The following is a 25007-nucleotide window of genomic DNA, read 5'->3' as shown; positions in this document are numbered from 1 at the left end:
AAGTTGCGCGACTCAAGTTACAGAGAACCGCTAGAAAGCAATGCATTGTGCAGCGCCTCCAACCAACTATGTCCGAAGACTCGATCCGGTTCAAGGTGGGCGCCCTCCGCCCACTCATTCCAGGCGTTAATAAACATTAGACGGTTATCACCAGTAAAGCGTTCTTTACACTGCTCAATCTTCTTTTCGCAGTAAAATTGAAATGCCTCCGGCGAACAAAGATCAAAGGAAGTACCCAAAAGCGGTTGGCGCGCAGTGTTATCCCAGGACGGAAATACGGAGGTATAGCTTGGCCAGCTCGCCCGTCGCGTCAGGATCGCCTTAGCCATGGTCTCTAGATAATCATAACGCGTGCCATTCCAGTCACTTTTGTAGATTTCCCTTTTGTCCTTCATAGCCACGCCGATCCCTTGAGGAGGGAACTCTACTGACGCGTCGAATCCCAGCTGTATTGGGTCGACTGACGCCTCGACGAACTCCATACCCTCGACCAGAACGATTTGGAGTTCGCCGCCTCCAGTGGTTCGTGCAGCTGTTCTTATCTTTTCTAGCACCTTGTCGAGCTTCGGAATCAGCAGCGGGCGGTAGATCAAAAGCAGCGCTCTTCCATCGACGCGGATATACCGAGGGTCGATGACCACTCGCGAGACATTGCTCGCGACAGAGTCGATGGTTGCGTCATCGTATTGCTGCTCGATTAGCATTCCGCGAACGCCGCCGTCCCATCTGCGACTCCAATTCTCGTTTGCCCAGCATAAGCAGAACGGGAACTCAATATCGGGATTGTCTAGAATCACTCTCAGTGGTGTGTCCAGTAAGGCCTTGCCACCAAAGTTGTAGTAATACATGCAGAAGCCACCGAGCCCATAACGCTGCAGCAGATGCGCCTGCTTACGCAATGCATCCGCAAGCCGAAGGTCGTAGAATCCGAGGTCCGACGGAAGATGGGGTTGGTAATGGCCTTGATAGCTAGGCTGCGCCTTCGTAACGTTCGTCCATTCGGTGAAACCAGCTCCCCACCAACGATCATTCTCCGGGATTGGATGAAACTGCGGAAGATAAAAAGCAATCGCCCGGACCTCGTTCATGCGCGCCAGTCGTTCTCCCCATAGCTCAATTAGTGTCTGTTGGTTCGTCCGGATCATGGAAACTTTCTTTCCATAATCCGAGAATGACATGCTAAGATGATGGACGATCGTCGCACTCGCGATGTACCGTATCCTGTATCCTTTCGATGAAAGATGGAGACAGAGATCAATGTCTTCGCAATAGGCTGGGGCGAGACGCTCTTCAAATAGATCGTCCCTCGCCAGGGAGCGACGGAACATAAGGGCCGCCCCCGACACGTAGTCAACGTCACGATCGTAGTTGTAGCACGGTTGAGCGGGGTCTTCCGACAACCCTATCATGGTCGTACTTGCGTCTCTGTTAACTATGCAACCCGCCTCTTGAAGCCGACCGTTCGGGAAGAGTATCTTCGGCCCGACGGCGGCGACGGCGGGATTACTGTCCAGAGCCATCACGAGCGCGTCCAGAGCGCCCTCACATATCTGTGCATCGTTGTTGAGAAGTAGGACATACTCCCCGCGAAGCGACCCAAACGCTGCGTTGCAGTTCCTTAGGAAGTTCAGAGTCTTCGGTTGACGAATATAGACGAGTCCCGATACGGAACGAAGCTGCTGAACCTCCAGATCGGGAGAGCAGTCGTCCGCAACTACGATCTCGAAACTGCAAGTCGACTTCGAATAGGCGATCGACAGGAGGCACTCCAAAGTGACCTTAAGATTGTTGTAGCACGGTATAAGGATCGATACTTTTGGATCTTGCGGGTATTCGAATGAGAGGGCCGCGAGGGCGTCCTGTAAATCGGAGATTATGACGGGCCTAATGTCGCGCTCAGCAACAGTAGCAAGTAGGGCCTGCTTGCGTTTGGTGAGAACCGCCTCCGCTTCAAGGTAGCGTTCGCGGCCTAATTTAAAGTCTGGTTCGTAACTCGCGAACTCGTTCCGAGGAGCAGCTGCTACCGGTACATCAAAACGGCGCCTTCCTACGGGGCGCCTACCTTCCGCGCGGCCCCATCCAATGAAGTGCATGAGAGGGGGAAATCTGGCCTCAGCGACATCCGGATTGTTCCTTAGATAGTAGTCGGAATCGAATATCTGACTAGGGAATCTCGCCTGTCGATCGCCGACGACGACGAAGTGTAGGTAAGCATCGCGAATGTTGCCGGGTACGTCTCGATATCGTTCAATATAAAAGTCCGCGTCAAAGTACTCGTTGGGAACAATGACAGCCTTGCTTTCTTGTTCGACGAAGTCACGAAGTGGCCCATAGGGAGCCAATCTCGCGCTAGGTCGCTTTTCTAAGTAATAGCTGATATCGAAATACGGTGAGGGCGGGATCCAGTCTACTTCCAAGCCTTTAACGAGGCGCTCGAGCGCACCATTAGGCGAGAGAAGATCGGGATGATGACGAAGCATGTGAGTGAGTGAGACAAGGGGGTGCGGCGAGAGCTTGCGATAGACCCCTTGGGTACAGAAATGCCAAAAGGGGTCGACGTCCGACTCCGCGAGCCCGGGAACTTGGCTCATGTACCACTGAACGTCGAAGTATGGTGACAGCGTGGCCCTATTACGGGCGGGCATCCGCATATACACGGCTCCAAGCTCAGAATGCTGATGGCGCCGTAGGCCAAAATTGCGAAAAAGCACTCGATCATCCACAAACGGGAGATCCAGCAGGGCGCGTATGCTGAAATCCGAGTTCGGAGTCCCTTGAGTAGAAGCACCAGTCTGTCCTGGCAGATCTATTGGTCGAGACCTTCCTTTTGTTTTAATGGCCACTACGTACATCCCAATACATGAAGGGTAAACGCAACCACCCCTCAGTCAGACCCACTACATCGGCCGTAGTCGATCGCGCATTGGGAACTATCCTTCCGTCGACTTCAACGCCGAGATCAGGTGCCGTACGGCACCTGAGATATCACCTCGGGGCAATCGGCCTTCTCTGCGACCTGTGACCAGATAGTGCTGAGTTGGCGTATCGACTAGACCAGCTTTTATGCCCTCCAACACATCAGGATAGTGCTCCAAATACCAAGTCTCGTCGACCGGATACGCCTGAGCTCGTGATCCCGGTCGCTTCTCGAAGTAGCCCTCCGTAATGAAGTGTGTGCGAAGATCGGAAATGGCACCACGCGCTAGCGCCTCGCGCAGATCTTGGTTACGCTCTCTGTAGGTGACTTCGTCAAAGCCAATGCCGGCTGCAGCTAACCCGATAAGTGATCTCAAGACGTCGAGGCTAACCAGCACTTTTCGCGACCCTCTGAACTCGTCGAGAGACACGCCAACGTGATCAGAAAAGTCTTCGGGGATCGGAAAAAAGCCGTTTGCTACGACTGGCCCTGTCGACACTGGCGTTTCGGAACTCGGCAGTGACATCTTTTTCATCGCGGCTCACCAAAGACTCGCTGGTGTATCAACGAGTTAGTTAACTTAGTCAGACATTAGCTTTCGCCGAGCGCCATGTCCATTAACCCATAGTAACAAGCCGACACACACTTGCCACCCAGAGAGGAACCCAAGTAGCGAAGGCAACTAAGGATTGCGTGCTGGGGCCCAGTGTGCCGGAAAGTTGCGGTCGCCAGCAAGGTCGCAACTTTATTCCGGTGTAACTTGGCGAATGCTGTCAGCGTGCCAAGAAGTGTTTAGAGTAGTACCTGATCGAGTGGAACGGGTATTCCTAATTCAGCTGTGGCCGGCAGAAGAGGAAATGGTATGCACGAGCAGGCAAGCTTCATAAACGGGAAGTTTATCTTCTCTGTCGGCGGCGTTTGTTGCATCTGCCGGACAGCCGTAGAGTTTCGAGCGGAGCGCGATGACGAGATTTCGCCGAAGTGGTACAAGCATTGGTTTAGAGGAAGCCTTAAATGCCGACAATGCGGTTCTCTTCCGCGCGAGCGCGCCTTGTTTAATGCCGTCGAGCTGTTCTATCCAAATTGGAAAGACCTCAGGATTCATGAAAGTTCACCCGTTTATCGCGGAGCGAGCCGTCGGTTTCAAGACGAGTGTCCGGGATACGTTAAGAGCCAGTTTGACCCTGCCTTACCACAAGGCTCGATACATCCGGTAAAGAAGTACCGCAGTGAAGACCTTGAACATCAGACATTCACCGACTCGTCCTTCGATCTCGTGATAACGCAAGACGTGTTCGAGCATCTGTTCGCGCCGGAGCTCGCTATAGCGGAGATCGCTCGCACCCTCGAATCAGGCGGCGCGCACATTATGACGGTACCTCTTGTAAATGGAGTCGAGCCAAGCGCGCGTCGTGCGAGGCTCGAAAATGGCGTGGTCGAGTATCTCCAACCTGCGCAATATCACGGCAACCCCATGTCCCATGACGGAAGCCTGGTTACGATGGACTGGGGATATGACATAATCGACTTCTTATCTTACCATTCCGGAACCTCAGTGTCGCTCATCCAGGTGGAGAATCTGTACGTTGGGCTTTATGCGGTTTATAATGACGTTTTGGTTTGTCGAAAACTTAGAAGTGTTAGGTCAAGCGAAGAGCCATCGCTCGGCCAGTCGAGCGTTGACACTGCCAGTTTGTTGAGAGCCGTTTCGGAAGAGCCTACCGCTTAAGGGATTGTTCTAGATCGATTGAGCCTGGACCTAGGGTTTTGTGGTTCGATCCAGCCACCGTCGAGTTTCGCAGACTAGCTCGGCCGTTGGCTGTCATCTTCTCAACCTCTTGCTTAACGCGGTCGTACCCTTTTTCGGGAGCGTTGACATTATGAATGTGGTGGTCGCTGGTCATCCCTTTTCGTCAAGCGGAATGGGCGAACAGGTCCGTGCGGGGCTACGTGCGCTAAGGGCTGTCGGCGTGCCGGCCCTGGGCTACGACATCTTCCGTTACTCTGCTAGGACTGATCCCGACATGAGGGCCCTTCTCGCCGGTACAGAGACCCTGACGTTGTCCGGGAGTGACATCAGGATCTTTCATATAAATGGTGACGAGGTTGAGCGGGTGCTGTCGCACCTGGCAGATAAGGGCGAGTCGTTTTCGGAGGGTTACAATATCATCGTGCCGGCTTGGGAGCTTCCGACTTATCCGGCCGTGTGGCGCGATGGTCTGGCTCGTTTCCACGAGATTTGGGCCATCTCATCCTTCGTCCAACAGTCGCTGGAAGCTTCAGGATTAGTAGCACATCACGTAGGACAGTCGGTCGAATCCGACTTCAAGACTTATCTTCCTAGGCGCTTCTTTGGTATTAGAGAATCATCTTATACTGTATTGAACCTTTTCGATATGGGTTCTTATGTGCATCGGAAAAACCCTTGGGCAGTAGTAGAGCTGTTTAAGAGGCTTTCGGCGCTTCGGCCATTTGACGACATACAGCTGATAATAAAGGCGAGATTGGGAGATGGGGATGCTAAGAACCTAGCTCGCGAGCTCTCTGACGAAGTTCCTGGTGGAACGATTGTTCTAGCCGAGAGTCTAGAGAGTTTTGCGGCACGAAGCCTCATACAATCCACCGACTGCTTCGCATCCCTTCATAGATCCGAGGGATTTGGCAGAGGTATGGCTGAGGCAATGATGGCCGACCGCCTGGCTTTGGCAACGGGATGGTCTGGCAACTGCGACTATATGTCGGACGAGAACTCACTCTGCGTGCGTTATTCTCTTACAAAGGTAGAAGAAGGCCAGTATCCGCAGTGGCAAGGACAACATTGGGCGGAGCCGGATCTAGACCACGCTCTTTATCTAATGCTAAAAGCTATAGATGATCCGATCTGGGCCCGTCAGCTGCGCCGTTTGGGGCGGCGGACCGTCGAGAAGGTCGCGAACGACCGGCCTACCGGCTTGAGAATGCTTAAACGACTAGACGTGATCCGCACAACGCATGATCTCCAGAAAGGGGGTAGTCTAGTTAGCAGAGGGGGGAGTGACGGGACCACGAGGACAGTGTCTCATAGAATTGTGGGCGATAAACCTGTTTCTCCACCTCGGCGGCGTACAGGGGTGGTCGGTTCCGACACGCCTCAAGCTCGGCGGCGACCATCTGGTTAGTAGGCCAGTGGCGTTTATACTGGTGGAAGCCGCGATCGGCAGCGCAGCGCGCTGGTCCAAGAGCTCGATCCTCGAAGGCGCGGCGGCCCTCCGACAGCTGATCGAGTGGGCCGACAGGGCGTTCAGTGCCACAAGGTTGACTATCGGGACAGAGAAGGCAGATCACGATCGAACATCCAAGCCGGACTTCTGGCTCTCCACCCACTTCCGAGTTGTCCTGCTTGCAGCGGAAGAAGGCGCTAGTTACGAAGCCCACATGCATGGCGGTGTCTGCGTGCGTTCACCTCGAGAATTCATTCAAACTATCAAACCGGCTCTTGTTCGGCTTAAACAGGGCATTCGCCAAGAGGTATGGCGTGACGCCTCTTGAGCCTCCCAGGCCCAAGCACGCGCAACTGTATGGCATCCATAGGTAATCTCATGTAGAATCTACATTCTACGGTTTTGACGAATTAGTTGGAGTCGGCACTTGGTCCGGACCAAAACACCTCAAGGCGGCATGGGTCTAGACTGTGAGTTGGCGTCCCACGTGAGCGCCTATGATCTTGCGTTCATGTTGTTGGCGAAGACGCTTGCCAAGATCTTACAAATTCCGCTCAATGCGGCCGACGCCATCATAGGGTCCTGTTCCGAGCTCTCCCATAGTGCAAGGCTTGTTACGCAAATTCTATCTCAAGGTGAGTTCCCGACTGCCCTCGCCGCCGACCTGGGCCTTATCACTGAGCTCCTGGATCGGTCCCCCGAATTATATAATAGTTGCATGCGGACCTTGCGAATGACTCAGTTGCACCGGCAGGTCCTGGCGGAGCTAGAAAGCCCTACCTTGATTGAAGCTGAGCCAGCCCCCGCACCCGATATGTCAGCGATCTTGGACGTAAACGAAGCGATCATTCGACTGTCGGTCCTTCTTCGCAATTTAGCTGAGATCGAGCTAAGGTCGAAGTCGTCAGCTGAGACTTCCCTGAGCTAGCGCGAACAGATGATGTACGACTTATGCCAATTTCAGATGTAAGTGCTAACTACCTGGGTCTATCCCAAGTCAACAGGATCCGGCAATGATTATTGATGCTGTCGTTCTGTGGGTGAAGCTTGACGACGATCTAGCGCGCTCTCTCGCAAAATGGCAAGAGGCGGCCGGGCCGCGGAGTAATCTATTGGCGAGTCGATACAGAGACAACGAGGAGCTCAGCTTTTCAGTTCCTGCGATTCGCAAATTTCTTCCATGGGTGCGCAAGATATTTATTGTCACCAATGGCCAGTCGCCACCGGAAGCCGTACTAGGCGTGCCCGGTGTCGAGGTCATTTACCACGAGCAGTTTTATTGCTCTCGACACCATCTTCCAACGTTTAACTCCAATTCTATAGAAAGTAATGTCTGTTTTATTGATGGGCTGTCAGAGCAGTTTATCATGTTCAACGACGACTTCTTTATTGGTCGACCCCTTTCAAAAGGAGACTTCTTCTCCCAAGAAGGGCGACCAGTTTTTAGAATGGAACGTCACTATGTGCCGGACAGTGCGGATGAAGACGATCTTTATGCGCAAGCACTTATCGGAACCGACGCACTTCTTTCGGAAAGACTGGAGGTTGAGCAAAGGCATTTTCTAACTCATACGCCGTTTGGATGCAGACGGTCATCATGCTTCGAACTTTGGCTAAATTTCGGACCACAACTCTTCGCCACTTCGTCGTCGCGCTTTCGTGCGACGACGAACATGTTATTTGCGTTTCTTTATGCACATTATTTCCTCTACAAGGAGCGCAGCGAGGAAGCTGATCGAGAAACCGCTGCCAGTAGTTCCGCGTCCGGTTCTGTAAAATTCCTTACTGCTGACGAATACAGGTTCGTTCCTCTTGGAGACGGACACGTAGACTGGAAACTACGATTGGACAGGCTTATCCTCGATCGGCCGGCATTTTTCTGCTTGAACGACCACATAGGAGCTAACGAACTTGAGAAGGAAAGGCCTGTAATTGACAGGTTCTACGATCAGTATCGAAGGCTTCTAACAAGCGACCCAGTTTCTTGAAGAGACTGATATTGGTGGCGTGATATTCCGCGCAACGTTAGAAATTGCCGCCGACATACGGTGCAAGCCGTACGCATCGTACAATCCAGTCTCTAAACGTCCAGTCGTGCATGAACCATCTGTAGACAGCTTCTGGATCAAACCACTCCAACTTCAGTTTATCGGCTACAAACGGATGGATCGGCTGACTGATGTTGTCAGAACCCTGATGGTACTTGAGTAGCCTTGCTGCGTCCTCCAGAACGGAGGTGACGTTGACGGCGTTCGCGTCAAGGCTTTCCTGTAGCAGCCGATCTATGAGGTAGCGCACTGGATACTGTGTAATGCGCCCGCGCTCGTAAAATAGCTGTGTCTTTCGGTAATTCTCAATTAGATAGGCCGACACGGAAATATCGGAATCGAGATCGCGCCTCTGCCACGCTGCGAGCTCCAGCTCAAGACTTCGATCGAGATCCGGCATCCTCTTGTAGCTAAGGGCCATGTACTCAGAGAATATTTGATCGTCCGTCAAGCGACGGCCCGCTAAGCTAAGTCCGAGCCGCGCTGCAACAGAATCACCATATAGATACGGACGGTGTTTGGACGGTCTTGGGTCAGGGGCGGCGAAAGGCCAGATCATCCCGGCCGTAAAAGCCGGAAACCTGATCCGACGGGCAGTCTCAGGAAGTCGCCGATGAAACTCAGCGCGCACGGCCGGAAAGGCCTCACTTACTTGCTCCCAAACAACCGTCACTCCATCCATATAGGACGCGGGATACGTGTCCCAGCCCTTGCCACGCTCTTCTAGGGAGTGAATGAAGACATACTTTATATCGACCGAATCCGACAATCGCCCGATGCGCGGTAGGAGAGCGGCGATCGCAGCGGCCTGGCAGTTAGCGTAAATAAGCCACACCGGCTTGCCTTGTTTCTTCGACAAAGCCTCTTCATCACTCATCATACTCTCTTCCTACCTAGAGTGGCTCGTTCTAGTGGACACGACGTGTGTTACACTTGGTTAAGCCGAATCCCGCTGGCCCGAATCGTGCCACATTTTTCACAGTCAGCTTGTAGTCACGCGAACCACGGAGCCCAGTGGATATAGTCTATGATATGTTCACGGAACGTACGTTTACTGTGACCCCTCCGATACTCATAGGTTGTCGAAAGCCACGGCACATTAAACTTCCTGAGGACAAAGGGATGCACCGGAGCCTGATCGAGAAACATACCCTGATATCCGTAAATGTAGTCGGAGAACTGGTTGTAGACGTCGGACGGGCTAAACTGCATTTGCGTGAGTAGACCGCCAAGAAGCTGTTCAACGAGATAGGCTAACAACGGTGCGCAGGGTAGATCGGGGCCATAGAATAGCCGTGTCGTGTGAAAATGGGAGATAATAAAAGGACAAAGCTGCACGTCGCATCGCGCGTCTAGCGTCCGCCACGCGGACACGTCGCGGTCCCACTCTACATCCAAGTCGGGCATCAGTTCAGCCGAGCGTTGCATATAGCGCGCATACAGCGCGTCGTCATTCAGCTGTTCGTTACGCAATTCGGCAGCCGCGATATCAGTGTAGGGATATCGTCCTTTAGGAAATTGAGGCTCGAGCGCAAGTCTCGGGTCGTGGCCACGAAGTGGCCAAAGGCAATTGATAAAGAGCCGAGGGAATCTAATATAGGTTGCAGATTGCGGTAGGATTCCACGCAGGTAGGGCTCTTGATTTACGGCCTCGGGTACTATCTGATCCCAGACTGCTGCAAGTCGTCCGCTATCTTGAGGGGAAAGGCTTTGCAGCACTATCGACCATGGTGTTGTACCGGTGATCAAGCGTAAGTCGAAGGCATCTTCAAAGGGAGGAAAAAAGCGAAGTATCTGCGCGATTTCGCTGGAGAGCGTGTCCCGTCTGCATAGTACGAGGCGGCGCTCGTTTCGGGGCGCCACAGCGATCGGGCCGCGCGGGTTTCTCTGATCACTGGCAACTTCAACCTGGGTGCCTGGCTTGGCCGGCGTCTCGAATTCAATGCGCCTAAGACAAACTGCCAGTCTGCGGGGATCGGTCTTGAGAGGGTTTAAGTCGCGCGGCGCCGCGGCATCAGGATGCACAATGACAAGTCTGTTAGTTGCGTCAGGTTGAAGTAGTTCATCGGGAATTGCGCATGTGAGATTCCTCTCCTCAGCGGTCAGTGCGGTTTGGTAGATGAGCACTCCATTCAGGATCAGCTCAACACGTTGTTGCATGAGCTCAGGAGGTGCGATGAGTGGAAAGAGCTGTACCGAGAGACGGCGAGGTGCGGACGCAATGACAGGGGGCAACAGAACCGCGCTTTCTGATCCGACGGCCCATATGCCAATGGGTTCCTGAAAAGACCAACCATCTTGCAGGAACCGCTTAGCATTTCCGCCAGGGAGAAAATCGATGGGAAGCACCGCGATCTTCCAAATGGAGAGGACAGCCCGTGTGAATCCTATGCCTTTTGATCATAGCCGACAACGGCAAACCCAGTATGCCGTCGCTTTCGCTGAAGAAGCACCTGTGTTGATGGGCCTCTCCTAGGTTCCGTGCGGAGCCGGCCAACGCCATCCTGAACCCGGACGCCGTAGTTGGACCGGTGCCGGCTTGGCTACACCGACCCGGCTGTCAAAAGTTCTCAGGCGCTCGAAAACATTTGGCCAACCTTTCCCCGTTCGATCAAGTGATGGAGCCGCCACGTTCTCAACTGATAGCTGCAAGTAAATGGCGTCCGAGCATGTCTAGACGTAGCCAAGGGAGGTATTTTATCGAGAAGCAACCGGAGCGTGCATTCGCGCTGACTGACGATTCTACAGACGAGCAAATGAGTTGCATCGTCCTGCGCCTTACGCTATCATTCCGTCGTAGCATCGGCTAATTGCTCAGGGTTCTCGGACATGAATGTTCATGATGTCGTTGACAGCTTTCTGCTGTCCGCTCAGACACGTCCAGCCGCAACCGCCGTTTCTGACGCCCGGCGTGACTGGACATATCGCGAACTCGAATATGCCGTCAGGCAGTTCGCCGGGCTATTCATTCGAACTCGCATCCAGCGAGTGATGATCGCCTTACCTCAGTGTGGGGAAGCTTATGCTGCCATGCTGGGAGCACTGCTGGCCGGTATCACCTACGCCCCATTTAACGTCTCGGCGCCAGCGGAGAAACTGCTACATATCGCCGAACTGTTCGACCCGGACTTGATTGTCGCGGATCAAGCGTGTCGCACGAGTTTGACTCACCTGCGACCGCACGGATATCACATTGATCCGGCTTTGGTCTTGAGCATGCCACCTCTTCATGGCAGGGGAAGATGTGGAACTACAGCTTATGTGATCTTCACATCAGGGTCCACAGGAACGCCTAAGGGTGTTGAAATTTCGCGTTCGGCCTTGAATCACTATATCGCTTGGAGCGTTTCCACTCTGTGCCTGAATTCAGAGGATCGCGTTTCCCAGTATGCAAATATCGGGTTTGACTTAGCCGTACTTGAGATTTATGGGGCCCTATGCTCTGGCGCTACCCTTTGCTCCTTTGAGACAAAAAGTGATCGCCTCGTTCCGGCGCGTAGAATTGCCCAGCTCAAGCTGACGATTTGGATCTCGGTGCCCAGCGTCGTGAGTCTAATGATTACTTCTGGCGAGGCCATCGCGGCCTTTCTGTCGTCGATCCGCTTGTTCTTGTTCTGCGGGGAGCCGCTACTGGCCCATCAGGTTAGAGCTATCTTCGCCGCGTGCCCTTATGCTGACGTGAGAAACACATATGGACCAACTGAGACTACGGTTTCGATGACTGAGGTGCGGCTAACTCCAGAAAACCTAGCGCTAAATTGCCGAAGCAATGTGTCCATTGGAGAGCAGATTCCAGGCATGATGTTGCATCTGCTGGGGGGCCCGACCGTCGACGAGGGCGAGATCGTCATCACCGGCCCCCAGCTCGCAAATGGCTATTGGAACAATAGCGAACAGACGAAATTAGCCTTTCGGGACGTGGAAATAGATGGGTGCGTTGAGCGAGCGTATTTTAGTGGCGATTGGGCGGAGCGAATAGAAGGTAAGCTTTATTTCCGAGAGCGGCTTGACTTCCAAGTCAAATTCCGCGGGTACCGCATCGAGCTCGCTGCAGTTTCCGCAGCGATACGGGAGTGCGGCTGGCCTACCGCCTGTGTCGTAAAGAGGCACGAGACCCTTGTGGCCCTCATTGAGTGCCCAAGAAGCGCCGAGTTCGACGAGATACAATTGAGAAAAGCTTTGGCCGGCAAGATCGAGAGTTACTGCATTCCTGAGATATTTCGAACCATTGAGCGACTGCCGAGAAACGCTAATGACAAGCTCGACGCCAAGCTCTCCGCTGCTCTGATAGAAGATCTTCTTGGAGAAGAGAATCGGAATGTCACTCGAAGGAGGTCGCCAGGCTGAGGTCGTCATAATCGTCTCGTCTAGGAATGGGAGGACGAGCGCTCATAAAGGACGATATGTCAGCGAACGAAGTTGAGTGCGGTTACAGGCAATTCGTAGCCGAGCCAGAGGGTTACATTCTGTGACGGATCTCGCTTCCGCGGGCCTCGGCTTAGCATGCCACCGCCGCGCACTTAATGCTCATCAACTTTGCACCTGGGCGAGTGAGGTTCGGCGTCCGGGCATTGCTATCGACACAGTCCCGAGCGCCGAAGGCGCGAATTAGCGGCCTAATTTCCGCCTCGCGATGACAGGGGATTATGACTGCACCACGGGAACCGCGCCCCGGCGGCTGGTGGCTCCGCCGGCCCATCAACAACTGGGGCGCAGCCAACTCAGCGGGCGTCACAGTCGGTTGACGTTGCGCTTCGTCACATTAGAGAACGAAGAGCAGCAGGCCGTGCTGGCTGCCCTGAGGGCCGGTGACAGTGTCTCAGAGTTGGCCAGGCACTACGGCACCAGCCGGCAGACCATCATGCGGCTACGGGACGCCGAAGTAGCGGCATAGGCTCTCGGCGCCCCACAGTCAGCATGGCGCCTTTGTAATCCATCTGCCCAACTCGTGAGATGCTTCTGACATTTCCCGCACGACCTTGATGGTCCATTGCCATTTTCTAGGGCCTCAGCGTGAAATCTCTTGGCGTCTTCGTCGCTACGACTATCGGCGCCTACCTGGGCACCGTGCTCGCTGGAGCGGCCCCCATTTCGACCGGACACCTGGCGCAACCATGAGGACCTAGGCTTACGCCTAGGCATGCGCCTATGCCCAATGACACCACACGCGTTGAAATCATCACCGGACACGAGCGCCGCCGCCGTTATACTGCCAATGAGAAGCTCACCTTGGTCGATGCCACCATGCAGCCTGGGATGACGGTATCAGCCGTCGCCCGCCTGCACGGCGTCTCGCCAAGCCTGCTGTTCAAGTGGAGGCAACTCATGTCCCAGGGCGGTCAGGTCGCCGTCAAAGCCGATGAAGATGTCGTTGCAGCCAGTAAAGCTCGCGATCTCGAACTACGCGTCCGTGAGCTGGAACGCCTGCTCGGCCGTAAAACCATGGAAGTCGAGATCCTCAAGGAAGCGCTCGCCGCCGCTCGGGAAAAAAGCCTGTCTGGCAGTTGCCGTCGCCGCCACGCGGCACTTCCCGGTGAAGGTTGTGGCCGACACGCTCGGCGTCGCCCGGTCTAATCTCGTCAGGCAGCTTTCTGACAGCCCCAAACCCCGCGGCCGCTATCAACGGCGAGGCGACGACGAACTGTTGGCTGCCATCCGCCAGCTGACGGATGCACGCCCAACTTACGGCTACCGGCGGATCACAGCGCTCCTGAACCGGGCACGTCAAGCATCCGGCGCCGAGCCCATCAACCACAAACGTGTCTTCCGCCTCATGGCGCAGGGCCAGCTGCTGCTCCAACCGCATGTCGGTCATCGACCAATCCGGGCCCATGAGGGCCGCGTCATTGCCCTGGCGTCCAATCAGCGCTGGTCGTCCGACGGCTTGGAAATCAGTTGCTGGAATGGCGAAATCGTCCGCCTCGTGTTCGCCATCGACACCTGCGACCGAGAAATCATCGCCTGGCAGGCCAGCACCGGCGGCGTCAGCGGCGAGATGGTGCGCGACCTCATGCTGGCCTGTGTCGAACGGCGATTCAACGCCCTGCGGGCACCGCACCCCGTTCAATGGTTGGCGATAACGGCTCCCCCTATGTCGCCCGTGAGACGCTAGAATTCGCCGCTGCGCTGGCCCTGGTGCCATGCTTCACACCGGTTCGCAGCCCGGAAAGCAACGGGGCAGCGAGGCCTTCGTGAAGACCCTCAAGCGCGACTACGCCCGCATCCAACCTCGTCCGGATGCTTTGACTGTTTTGCAACAGCTGCCGACCTGGATCAACGATTACAACGAACATCATCCACATAGCGGCTTGCGCATGCGCTCACCTCGTGAGTTCATCCGCAGCCAATCGCAACCTGCCTCGTGTCCGGTTTAACGGGGGCAACTCCACTGCGGTTGCGGCCGACCCAAGCAGTCGTAATCACTGTATCGGGAAGATGCTCCCAACCAGGACGCTTCGGGGATCGTTCCGTAAGACATTTGGAATGGAGATTAGGACCCGTTGAAATCCGCAACTCCAGTACTAAGCAAAGCCGACGACGGAACCAAGGGGAAGCCCTCGAGGTCGGTCTGAAGCCAGGAAGATTTAGTCGCGGCAGGATCGCGGCAGGCTTTCGCAAGCGTACGTTGCCAATTGTGGCAACGCGAGATCTTGACGAAGAGTTCTAAGATCGGGGAATAGCGCCTTCCCGCGACCGTCAACAGTTCCACTCTTCGACGGAGCGGATCGTTCTTGATTGGGCGTGAGACGAGTGTCGGCAGAAGCGGTGCATGTTCAGGAGCGAGCAGAGCACCCGCTCCGATTGCTGCCATATGCTGAAGATAGGCTTCTTGTTGCGCCCGATGGCTAACGCGCCATTTTCCCGGTGCGCCAGGAAACATACTTTCGAAACCGTTAGTGGCCTCACCTATGTCCCGCTGAAGCCATGTTGCCTCCTGTAGCAAGTCGATCGGGATTTCAGTAAGGCTCGCGAACTGGTGACCGGCCGAAGTCACGACGACATAGCGCTCCTCGAACAGTTGCCAATGATCAATGCGCATAGGTAACTCTTCCGTCCCATCTCCTAGTGCCGCGTGGATATCGCCGTCTAGCAGAGCTTGGATCAGGTTCTCGTTCTTATCTTCGATGAGATCGATTTGCAAACCCGGTGCGCGGAGTGACAGTTCCGACAAAGGCTCGGTCATCAGAAAAGCAGAGACCGACGGGATCAAGCCGATGCGGAGCTTCCCGCTCGTCCGAGACCAGAAATCCTTAGCCTGGGAGGTAACCGAGTCGGCTGCGGCGAGAGTCCGCTCTAACATCGGCAACACTGCTTTCCCTAGATCGCTCAGATGGGTCAGACGACCCTCTCGGTGGATCAGCTCGCCACCGAGATCTTGCTCGAGCCTTTGCACGGCCCTCGTGAGAGCTGGCTGAGTCACATTGCATTGCTTCGCGGCTTCGGAGAAATTGAGTGTCCGCTTTAGAGCTAGAAAATAGCGAATCTGTTGAAGTTCCATAGGCGTCCTCGGTCAGGGGCAAGATTGGCAAGTCAAAGCGATTAAGGACCCTTTAGGGTACGGAGCGAATTCCATTCGCGGCTCCGCAATATTCTTTTGGCGCACGTCGCCGACCATCCTCAGTCCTCAGGTCGCGACCGGTTCTCCGCCACATCTGACGCGGCCGCGCAGCGAATCGCTCGAAAAATGCCTCGAAGTTCGACTTCGTCTGGAACCCGAGCGCCAGCGAAACCTCAACCGCCGAGGGGGTGATTTAGGCAAGAACTTCACGGCAACCCTCCCGAAGGTTCTCGCACGGAGGGGCCATGGGGCCACCACAGCCCAAATTGGGACATTAACTCTGATGCACTCATTGTGAGAACGACAGCGGCCACTCGCGAGCCCTCTTCTTCTGGAACGGTGCCGGCGGCATCATTCTCACCGCAGCACATTGGATTGAACCGTGGTACGAGGGGATGGTAACAGAGCCGTGATCTTGAACATTGGTTCACCTCCTAACGACGTTATCTCCGGAAGAGGCCCTGAAAACCTTGGTGCAGATCTAAATTTTCCTGGCTAGATCTTCTGGCCCCTTGCATCCTGCTACTGGGCTTGCCGCAGCCGGACCGTTGGACTCTTCGGACCTCGTGTTCGTGACTGCTGCGGTGGCCGCCCACGCATTATTTGCCGAGCGAGTGTTAGGTGGGTCGGGCGGCTTGCAGCCTCTCACGTGGGACCAGTCGTGGGACAAGATAGCCAGGTCCATGTTGATTTGGATACCTCGACGCTGGAGAGCTCGGTCGCGTTCGCCGACGCTGGATTCGAAGGCGAAGCGCGTTTCGTTTTGGTATGACCAGCGCTCGAATGTTTGCTGCGAAATTTGGCTAGGCCAATTCATACTTCTCTTTCTGATAGAAACAGTCCAGCAGCCGCGGCTTCACCGGATCGCCAGGCTTGGTCACCGGCGTATCGTCGTGGCACCATGGCTCCTTCCGCTGCGCGCGAGGGATAGGGTGAAGACCAATCGCCGAAAGGCTTGTCGAAGACATCCGCCAGATTATCTACTCGCTCTTGCTCGCGCTTTAAGAAACGGGATTGATTGGCCTTTAACTCGCGCACTGTGCGGTGAGACGCGGACATGGCCGTCCATGGTGACTGTCTGCAAGCGCATTAGTGGCTTTTGATCGCTTTGCTGGCGATCAGCCAGCAGTTGATCGTCGTGCCTGTCCGGTCAACCGGCGATAGAGACAAAACCCTTTCCCCGGATCTTGATATATCTCGTCGATCCTCCAGGCTGGCCGGTCGCTCCGGCGAACAGCCGCCAGGGCTTCTTGAACTTCGGAACATGGCGGCGCACCCGAGGCATGATGGTCGGACGCGTCGTCGACAAGGCGCGGGGCGGAACCTTCAACGTTCAGCACGCCAATAGACGCCCGGCGGCTCGAGCATTTTGCACCAGAGCAGCGTTAAGTACGCCTGTGAGGACGGTCTCTTGCCGACTGCGGCAAGCAACGCCCGCCAAATCGCAAATGCCTGAGAAGAACGCGTACAAATGGCCATCTCACCCCGCGAAAGCGCATTATCCCTTGGGCCAGCTCTTAAAATGTCTTAAAAGATCTTAACCGCCGTCTTGGTCGGGAAGACTGCGGCTGGAGGGGGCATGGGAAGCGGGTCGGACGGGCGAGCAGTGTATCGGTCTGGCGAATGGGAAATCGACCTGGGTCGACGAGAGCTCCGTTGGCGCGAAGTTGTTGTCCCGATTGGCAGTCGCGCATTCGAAATCGTCGAAGTACTTCTTCAGTCTGCCGGCGAGCTCGTCACCAAAGACCAGATAATGGCGCGCGTGTGGGCTGGGGCGGTCGTCGAGGAGAGCACACTTCAAGTCCATATATGGGCAATTCGCAAGGCGCTTGGCGCCGATCGCATCATGCTGAAGACATCGCCTGGTCGTGGCTACCAACTACTCGGTGACTGGACACCACTTCTGGAGGCTCCCGAGCCAAGACCGATTCTTCGCGAGGCGATGCAGGTGCCGACGCCGCCGTTCGCGACCAATTTTCCAGCGGCATTGTCCGACCTTATCGGCCGAGCCGCCGCCATACACCGTCTGCGGGATCGGCTGACCGCTTTTCGGGCTGTCACCCTGACCGGGCCCGGTGGTATAGGCAAGACAGTGCTCGCGCTACAGGTTGCCCGCGACCTGTTTCCCAGTTTCGGGGGCGATGCCCGGCTCGTCGAGCTGGGTTCCCTGTCAGACGCGGGCCTAGTGCCGTCCGTCGCCGCCGCCGCCCTTGGCCTGAAGCTAGGCGGCGACGCGATCTCTTCTGAGTCCGTAGCTCGAGCCATCGGGGATAAGAGACTCCTTCTCGTTCTGGACAATTGCGAGCATTTAGTCGATGCGGCAGCAGTTCTAGTGGACACAATTGTGCGTTTATGTTCGCACGTGACAATTCTAGCAACCAGCCGAGAGGTGCTGGGGATTCCCGGCGAGTGCGTCTATCGAATTCCACCGCTCGACGTGCCACCTCAGAATCAAGACCGGCCTGACGACATCCTCAAACATAGTGCAGTTCAGTTCTTCATTAGTAGAGCGATGGCGCTGGACTCCACTTTTTCGGCGGATGCGCCGAACCTGCCCGTGGTCGCAGCAATCTGTCGGCGCCTCGACGGGATTCCGCTCGCGATAGAGTTTGCGGCCGCGCGCACTGCCACGCTCGGGCTGCGAGAGGTAGAGACGCATCTTAACGATCGTTTCGGCCTGCTGACAAACGGCGGCCGAACGGCACTGCCTCGTCACCAGACGCTCCGTGCAACGCTCGACTGGAGCTACGAACTTCTGCCTATGATGGAAAAACGCCTTCTGCGTCGCCTGGCTATCTTCCCCGCCGGGTTCACACTTGATGCGGCGACAGCTGTCATGAGCGACCCCGACGGTGACTCGTATGCCGTCTTAGACGGCGTTGCAAACCTCGTTGCCAAGTCGCTAGTGACACAGGACGGATCGGCGGACGCCGGCCGGTGGCGGATGCTCGAGACCACTCGAGTTTATGCACTTGCAAAACTCACTGAAGGCGGTGAAACCCAACAGGTGGCGCAGCGCCACGCCGAATACTTTCGAGATCTGGTCGCGCCCAGTTCGCCCAGTTCGTTGCCCCCGATCTTCGGTAGACTTGATGCAGGAGCGTCGGGGCGGGCTGCTACCGAAGGTATGGCGCGCCTTTCCCTAGAGATCGACAATATCCGGGCGGCGCTTGATTGGTCCTTTTCACCAGCCGGAAAACCGGAGATCGGCATTGTTCTTACCGCGGCATATGCCTCGTTCTGGCTGTATCTTGATTTACTGGTCGAGTTCGGCAAATACGCCGAACGCAGTTTGGAAAGCCCCCATCTGGAAGCGAGCCTGATGGCCCCGATGTTGTTACAGCTCCTTCTCGCGTTCGGGATAGCTTCTTTGATCACGATGAGAGCTATCAAACGACACAGAACGGCGTTTGCCAGGGCGCTCGAAATTGCCACGAACTTGCAGGACACTGGGGCTCAGTTGGGGTCCCTTTGGGGCCAATGTCTCACGGACTCGATCAATGGTGATAGTCTCAAGGCGCTCCATGCAGCGGAACATTTCGCCAGTGTCGCGTATCGCAGCGGCGACCCGACTGCCGTCGTCTTGGGCGAGCGACTTTTGGGCATTGCGCTGCACGATACAGGTAATCTACGCGAAGCGCAGCGGCACTTGGAACGCGTTATCGAACACCATGCAGCGCCGAAGCAACATGAACGCACGTTCTTGTCCCTGTACGACCACCGGATAATGGCCCGAGCGATGAGAGCACGAGTGCTCTGGCTACAGGGATTTGTTGATCAGGCGATTGACCAAGCAGCTGTGAGCTACGAAGAAGCGGAAGCTAACGGTCACAAACTCTCGATCTGCTGGGTCACACACATCGCTGCTTTTCCAGTTGCGCTGATGACGGACGACCTGCCCGCCGCAGAGCAGAAGGTTGCGCGCCTGAACGAATTCGCCACCAACGTAAATGCGGCTTTTTGGAAAGTCGTATCGCACTACATGGAGGGCAAGCTGCTGATCAAACGCCGCGAGTTCGACAAGGGTTCACGCCTGCTGCGCGCAGCTTTCGATCTATGTGAACAAACCGGCTGGACGATGTTCTTCCCGGAATCCCTGGGTGCGTTGGCGGAAGGCTATGCCGGACTAGGACAGCTTAGCGCCGCGCTTGTAACGATAGACGAGGCGCTCGCAAGAGCGGACCTGGGTGGCCAGCGCTGGTATCTTGCCGAGCTTATGCGGGCAAAGGGCGAACTGTTGCTCCTTCAGACCGGAGACGGCTCGGTTGTAGCGGCCGAGGAATGCTTTGAAGGGGCGCTCGAGCTGGCTAGGCAGCAAAACGCCTTGTCCTGGGAACTGCGAACCGCAACGAGTCTCGCAAGCTTGAGAATAAAGCAGAACCGACCGGCCGACGCGCGACAATGTCTAGCCCACGTCTACGAGCGGTTCACAGAGGGCTTCGGCACCGCGGACCTGCGCGCTGCGGGGGCTCTGCTCGAAACACTGCCGCCCGCAGGCGGCCCAGTCAAGAAATACACGCCCTGAAGATTGACCGACTGAGCCCAATCCCTGTGTATGCGAGGCTTCAAAAGCCATGATGCCGCCGAGCGCTTCTGTAGAGAACACGGCGAACTCCGCAATCTTCTTCGCCCTCGTCGCCGTCACAATCAGGTCGAGAGCGGAAACATCCGTCCTTGACCCATTCGCTACGGCTTGCGGGAAGGCAGGCTCGCTAGGTCCCCGGTTCCGGAAGAACCTCTTATGGTTGAAATTTGTGAAGAGCAGGAAACGTTAACCAGAGCGGCTGAGCAATGCCCAAGCTCCTATGGAGTTCCGTTATCCGTCCAGTGGCATATGTGCAGCCCTCTCAGCCCCAGCCGTAGTGCCACGACGCTCGTTTTTCGGCTCGCAACATTGTCCGGCCGCCTTCTTCGCGGTGGCTCATGATCAAACCTCGCAAAGAGGCGGCGCGTGATCAGGCCACATTGGCATGATCGGCAGGGCCAAGTGAGTGAAAACTCGTGTCACGCAGTGATAGCGATTGCGGTTGCCGGGTCGCAGCGGTTTAAAACCGTTGTGGACGATCACCTTGTTTCAGGAAGAGCCTGATCACGCCACCAGACTGCATCATATCGATAATGTTCAGGTAGGCACTGGTCCGGTGCCGCACGGTCTTGCCCAGCACGGTGCGGATCGCTCTGGGGTAGGAGCCGTGACCGTCTGTCGTGACCCGGTCCGGTCGAAAGCCCATGGTCGCCCGCGCCGAGCGGAAGAAGGCCTTGGCCGCCTGCATATCACGATGCTCGGTCAGCATCCCGTCGATCAGGTTTCCGTCCCGGTCGATCACCCGGTAGAGGTAGCACCACCGGCCGCGAACTTTCAGGTGCGTCTCGTCGATATACCAGCTGATCCCGGCTCCGCGCCGGGTTCCGTGACGCCGTTTGCGCAGCGCGTCGCCCATGACCGGCAGCAGCTTTGCCTCCCAGTCGCGGATAGCCTCATGGCTGACTTCGATCCCGCGTAGCACCATGATCTCACTCAGATCCCGCAGGGTCAGCCGATAGCGCAACCGGCAGAACACGACGAAGCGATGATGTCGCTTGGCAGGCAGGTCCGGTTCAGGACGCCATTGCTGCGCTCGTTGAACTGCCGCCCGCAGTCCCGGCAGCGGAACCGCCGGTAGCCTCGCGCTGTGATCTCCCGCCGCTCCGTCACCGCCTTCGAGCCACAGTACACGCAGTTCATCCCGCCAGCCCCGGCTTCCCAGTCCCTCGCCTACGATGTTACGGCGTCAGCCACTCCCCGCAAACCATCCTTCTGGCGCGACTTCTGACAAAACCGTTCGATCAGTGTTTTTGGAAAGCGACGAACCGCCGCACCGATGACTACGGTGGCCCTATGGAAAATCGCGTTCGCTTTGCGGCCGAGACCGTCAGAGAAATCCGTGGCAGGATTGGACCCGACTTTCCGATATCGTTGCGCCTTTCGCAGTGGAAGCAACAGGACTTCAGCGCGAAACTGTTTGAAGGCCCCGAGGAGATGGAGAGCTTTCTGCGTCCGCTAGTCGATGCCGGAGTCGATGCTTTTCATTGCTCTCAGCGTCGCTTTTGGGAGACTGAGTTTGGAAGCGAACACAACCTCGCGGCTTGGGCAAAACGCCTGTCGGGAAAACCTGCTATCTCCGTCGGCTCTGTCGGCATAACCAGCGACCACGTTGAGTCTTTGCTACTTGGCGATGTTGGAGAGGTTCGCGGCCTCGATGACCTACTGCAAGCCATGGAGCGCGACGACTTTGATCTGTTCGCCATTGGCCGCGGTATGCTCGTAGACCCAGAATGGCCCATCAAAGTCCGTCGTGGTCAGTTCTCAAAACTCAAACGGTATTCGGCCGACGTACTCAAGGAACTGTATTGACAGCGTCCCCTGCCCCGCCGCCTTTCCTACTTTTGCGTGGGGGCGCATAAATGGAGATGCCGCATTTGGTTCAGTTGCCTGGGCTGCATAGCCGTCTTTTATTGGACGAAAGCGCACAGCCTCCCTTCCTCCAACGCCTATTAGGATTCGCATATGAAAACTTACCACAGGAGTCCGGAAGCCCTGTCTCGGCTGACCCCTGAACAGTTCCGCGTAACACAGACGGATGGAACCGAACGGGCTTTCGCCAATGAGTACTGGGACAACAAAGAGCCTGGTCTTTACGTCGACGTCGTCTCCGGCGAACCTCTTTTTGCTTCCCTCGACAAATTTGACAGCGGCACAGGCTGACCGAGCTTCACCAGGCCCATCGATGGGGCAAACATCGTCGAAAAGGTTGACAGCACCCATGGCATGACCCGTACCGAGGTCCGTTCTAAGCATGGAAACAGTCACCTCGGCCACATCTTCCCGGATGGCCCAAGAGATCAGGGAGGGCTGAGGTACTGCATGAACTCCGCCTCCCTTCGCTTTGTGCACCGCGATCGGTTGGAGCATGAAGGGTATGAGGACTTTAAGAAACTTTTCTCGGCATAGGACGCCCAGCATGACTGCAACGTTTGAATGCGCCATTCTCGCCGGTGGCTGCTTCTGGGGAATGCAGCAACTCATTCGGCGATTGCCTGGCGTCGTCTCGACCCGAGTCGGTTATACGGGTGGCGACGTCAGGAACGCAACATATCGAAACCACGGCACGCACGCCGAAGCGATTGAGATCACCTTCCTTCCAGAAAAGGTGAGCTTTCGGGAACTCCTTGAGTTATATTTCCAAATCCACGATCCGTCGACCCTGAACCGTCAGGGTAACGACCGCGGCGTAAGCTACCGCTCAGCTATCTTCTACGCGAACTGCGACCAGAAGCGGATTGCCGAGGAAACGATCGCTGATGTCGATGCGTCAGGTCTCTGGCCGGGGAAGGTCGTGACCGAGGTCACCGAAGCGGGCGACTTCTGGGAGGCCGAGCCGGAGCACCAAGATTATCTGGAGCGGATCCCGCACGGCTATTCATGCCACTTCGTCCGGCCGGGGTGGAAGCTTGCCCACCGACACGCGGCGGCGTGACGCCATCGACAACACCGCAACCCGGGGTAGGATTATGACCCATGGCATCATCGGGCGAAGGGCACCTAAACTCCTTGTTCCATATTCGATCGATGCTCAGGCATTCTGCGCCCCCCGTCACACTCGACGAGCTCGGCAGGCGGAATCGAATGCTGCTTTTCCCTCAGCACTGGTGCTCGGGGTGCCACTCACGCGGGTCCCCGAGCCTGTTGGCGCTTGTTGACAAACCACGTGGAAAGATTACATCGATTTGCGATCCCAGAAAGGGCAAACTGGAGGGACTAGCCTTAGGACGCCACGGCGCGCGAACGGCGCGTTTAGGTAAGCGTCCGTTTAGGTCGCGCAGGAGCCAATTCAGCTTGCTCAAATGAAGAATAAGGTTCCCCGAAATACGGGAAGTGCGCCCTTGTTCGCGTTGGGTCAGGCGCTACGCCATCTGTAAGATGGCTATTCGTTGCAAGGGACAGAATAACATCCATCGCGTCGTCAGTCAGCGCTCTTCCATTAAAGGTGGTTACGTCAAAACGTGCGAGTGTGCCTATCTCGTAGGGCAACATCGTCGGGAACAGGCGCGCGATCAGCTGCTTCACGTAGACGGCCGACTGTTCGGACGCGCCCCCCAGCGAAAGAATCTCTTCCGTTACTTCAGCAATCCGCGCAATGAACGTTGTCTGATCGTCGGTTGGCATGGCCCGGTTGAACCGTTCCTTCATCTCGGCGTCTGGCATGTAAAAATTCGTGATCAGCGGCAGGCCCCATCGCGACACCTGGACTTCAGGTGCGTGGCCGTAAAGCGAAGCCGTTGCCCAGGCAGCAATACGGCCCTCGCCGATGAGAGAATTTGGGACCTCGAGCACGATTGCTGTCACGTTTCGTCTAGCAAAGAAGTTTCTGGCGTTAAGGAATACAGAGCGATCGTATCTGTGGTCACTGTACAAGGCCTTACGAAAGCTCCCAAGCGCAACGGCATCGCCGGCAAATAGGTCAGGGGCCAAGCCAGCGAGGAAGCGGACGCCGCCAGCGCCCTCGACTACAACACCCGTGCTACCCGTGGCAATAAGTTCACCCTCTAATCCCATTAGAGGTCCCAATCCGGTCGCACGCCGAACTTCGAAGGACTGTTCGTGCCGATGTTCGTCTCCATTCGGATGATGAAGAGCGCCGAATCGAACCTTAAACACAACCTCCTCTCTTCCATCATCATTGAGATCGATCCGAAAGGCATACAGCCCCTCTTCGCGGAAGCTGCTCGGCGCCGAGAGCCCGGCGTCAGGGTTTACCGTCATAGCCATCACCGTGGTGCCGGGCTGGCCAGAGAACAGATACATATCACAAACATTTATGCGCGGATCTTCAAGCGCGCTTGGTGTGTCGAAATGGTGCGACATCACGAAACCTCAATTTGATCGTTGCGCGGGTGCGAAGGCAAGTCGAACCTAGCCCCGCACACTGCAATAATGGGTAGTTTTGGGTCCCGCGTGGGCAGCGAGGACCTTGAACCGGTCGGAAGTCATAAGTTTATCCGGCCCCCGATCCGATCATACCCACGAATTCGATATATTACCACAGCCAAAACCCAGCTCGCGACGAAGACTGCGATCGTCAGATACCCTATCATGCTGAAGTTCGTGTTGAGTGCAAATATGCCATTCCAGAACTTGCCTTTAAGATCTAGGGTCAGGACTCATTCTTTGAGATAGAAGGTGACACTGGCTGCGATGCAGATGGCGGAGAAGAAGGTGTGTGCGCAGCGGTCGTAGCGGGTGG

Annotated in this window: 16 protein-coding genes and 2 pseudogenes; 11 read left to right on the top strand and 7 right to left on the bottom strand. The window is 56.0% G+C overall.

The features are described from left to right. Positions 1 to 17: 17 nt before the first annotated feature. Both GSQ83_RS17895 and GSQ83_RS17890 read right to left on the bottom strand, forming a co-directional pair. Positions 18 to 2651, bottom strand: a complete 2634-nt coding sequence (locus tag GSQ83_RS17895; RefSeq protein WP_158804262.1) for a glycoside hydrolase family 99-like domain-containing protein — start codon at positions 2649 to 2651, stop codon at positions 18 to 20. A 279-nt stretch (positions 2652 to 2930) separates the two neighbouring features. Beyond that, positions 2931 to 3452, bottom strand: coding sequence for a hypothetical protein (locus GSQ83_RS17890; protein WP_158804261.1), 522 nt, complete (start codon positions 3450 to 3452; stop codon positions 2931 to 2933). Between the two features lie 327 nt (positions 3453 to 3779). Here GSQ83_RS17890 and GSQ83_RS17885 point away from each other — a divergent pair, with 327 nt between their 5' ends. The 4 genes from GSQ83_RS17885 to GSQ83_RS17870 all read left to right on the top strand — a co-directional run bounded on the left by GSQ83_RS17885 (position 3780) and on the right by GSQ83_RS17870 (position 8105). Then, positions 3780 to 4646, top strand: coding sequence for a methyltransferase domain-containing protein (locus GSQ83_RS17885; RefSeq protein WP_158804260.1), 867 nt, complete (start codon positions 3780 to 3782; stop codon positions 4644 to 4646). Positions 4647 to 4797: 151 nt separating this feature from the next. Beyond that, entirely contained in the window at positions 4798 to 6075 is a 1278-nt protein-coding gene (locus GSQ83_RS17880) for a glycosyltransferase (protein WP_158804259.1), read from the top strand. A 22-nt stretch (positions 6076 to 6097) separates the two neighbouring features. Beyond that, entirely contained in the window at positions 6098 to 6445 is a 348-nt protein-coding gene (locus tag GSQ83_RS17875) for a hypothetical protein (protein WP_158804258.1), read from the top strand. Positions 6446 to 7130: 685 nt separating this feature from the next. Continuing rightward, positions 7131 to 8105, top strand: a complete 975-nt coding sequence (locus tag GSQ83_RS17870; RefSeq protein ID WP_158804257.1) for a stealth conserved region 3 domain-containing protein — start codon at positions 7131 to 7133, stop codon at positions 8103 to 8105. Positions 8106 to 8142: 37 nt separating this feature from the next. On the opposite strand, the gene GSQ83_RS17865 is transcribed toward GSQ83_RS17870, so the two are convergent. Together GSQ83_RS17865 and GSQ83_RS17860 are read right to left on the bottom strand one after the other, a co-directional pair. Further along, positions 8143 to 9045, bottom strand: coding sequence for a WcbI family polysaccharide biosynthesis putative acetyltransferase (locus GSQ83_RS17865; RefSeq protein ID WP_158804256.1), 903 nt, complete (start codon positions 9043 to 9045; stop codon positions 8143 to 8145). Positions 9046 to 9158: 113 nt separating this feature from the next. Further along, positions 9159 to 10514, bottom strand: a complete 1356-nt coding sequence (locus GSQ83_RS17860; protein WP_158804255.1) for a WcbI family polysaccharide biosynthesis putative acetyltransferase — start codon at positions 10512 to 10514, stop codon at positions 9159 to 9161. A gap of 480 nt (positions 10515 to 10994) precedes the next feature. Between GSQ83_RS17860 and GSQ83_RS17855 the strand changes: the two genes are divergently transcribed. The 3 genes and pseudogenes from GSQ83_RS17855 (at position 10995) to GSQ83_RS17845 (ending at position 14539) form a co-directional block, all read left to right on the top strand. Then, complete coding sequence (locus GSQ83_RS17855) at positions 10995 to 12512, top strand: AMP-binding protein (RefSeq protein ID WP_158804254.1); 1518 nt, start codon at positions 10995 to 10997, stop codon at positions 12510 to 12512. A 286-nt stretch (positions 12513 to 12798) separates the two neighbouring features. Continuing rightward, on the top strand, positions 12799 to 13059 hold the full coding sequence (locus tag GSQ83_RS31385) for a helix-turn-helix domain-containing protein (protein WP_158804253.1): 261 nt from the start codon (positions 12799 to 12801) through the stop codon (positions 13057 to 13059). 254 nt (positions 13060 to 13313) lie between these two features. After that, a pseudogene (locus GSQ83_RS17845) lies at positions 13314 to 14539 on the top strand (IS3 family transposase). A gap of 116 nt (positions 14540 to 14655) precedes the next feature. Here the strand turns inward: GSQ83_RS17845 and GSQ83_RS17840 are convergent. Next, a complete protein-coding gene (locus GSQ83_RS17840) occupies positions 14656 to 15663 on the bottom strand; it encodes a LysR family transcriptional regulator (RefSeq protein WP_158804252.1) in 1008 nt (335 codons plus the stop codon). Between the two features lie 1666 nt (positions 15664 to 17329). Between GSQ83_RS17840 and GSQ83_RS17835 the strand changes: the two genes are divergently transcribed. Continuing rightward, on the top strand, positions 17330 to 20248 hold the full coding sequence (locus GSQ83_RS17835) for a winged helix-turn-helix domain-containing protein (protein ID WP_158804251.1): 2919 nt from the start codon (positions 17330 to 17332) through the stop codon (positions 20246 to 20248). Positions 20249 to 20768: 520 nt separating this feature from the next. Here the strand turns inward: GSQ83_RS17835 and GSQ83_RS17830 are convergent. After that, entirely contained in the window at positions 20769 to 21284 is a 516-nt protein-coding gene (locus tag GSQ83_RS17830; RefSeq protein WP_256367242.1) for an IS6 family transposase, read from the bottom strand. Positions 21285 to 21331: 47 nt separating this feature from the next. Between GSQ83_RS17830 and GSQ83_RS17825 the strand changes: the two genes are divergently transcribed. The 3 genes and pseudogenes from GSQ83_RS17825 to msrA all read left to right on the top strand — a co-directional run bounded on the left by GSQ83_RS17825 (position 21332) and on the right by msrA (position 23240). Further along, positions 21332 to 22117: a hypothetical protein gene (locus GSQ83_RS17825; RefSeq protein WP_371418035.1), complete on the top strand. Its 786-nt coding sequence runs from the start codon at positions 21332 to 21334 to the stop codon at positions 22115 to 22117. Between the two features lie 153 nt (positions 22118 to 22270). Next, a pseudogene (gene msrB / locus GSQ83_RS17820) lies at positions 22271 to 22714 on the top strand (peptide-methionine (R)-S-oxide reductase MsrB). A 61-nt stretch (positions 22715 to 22775) separates the two neighbouring features. Beyond that, entirely contained in the window at positions 22776 to 23240 is a 465-nt protein-coding gene (msrA, locus tag GSQ83_RS17815; RefSeq protein WP_254065766.1) for a peptide-methionine (S)-S-oxide reductase MsrA, read from the top strand. 317 nt (positions 23241 to 23557) lie between these two features. On the opposite strand, the gene GSQ83_RS17810 is transcribed toward msrA, so the two are convergent. Continuing rightward, positions 23558 to 24628, bottom strand: a complete 1071-nt coding sequence (locus GSQ83_RS17810; protein ID WP_158804246.1) for a DUF4331 family protein — start codon at positions 24626 to 24628, stop codon at positions 23558 to 23560. Positions 24629 to 25007: the final 379 nt, after the last annotated feature.

The organism is Acidisoma sp. L85 (assembly GCF_009765865.1).
Lineage (GTDB): Bacteria > Pseudomonadota > Alphaproteobacteria > Acetobacterales > Acetobacteraceae > Acidisoma.
This window is presented reverse-complemented; position numbering and strand designations above follow the sequence as displayed.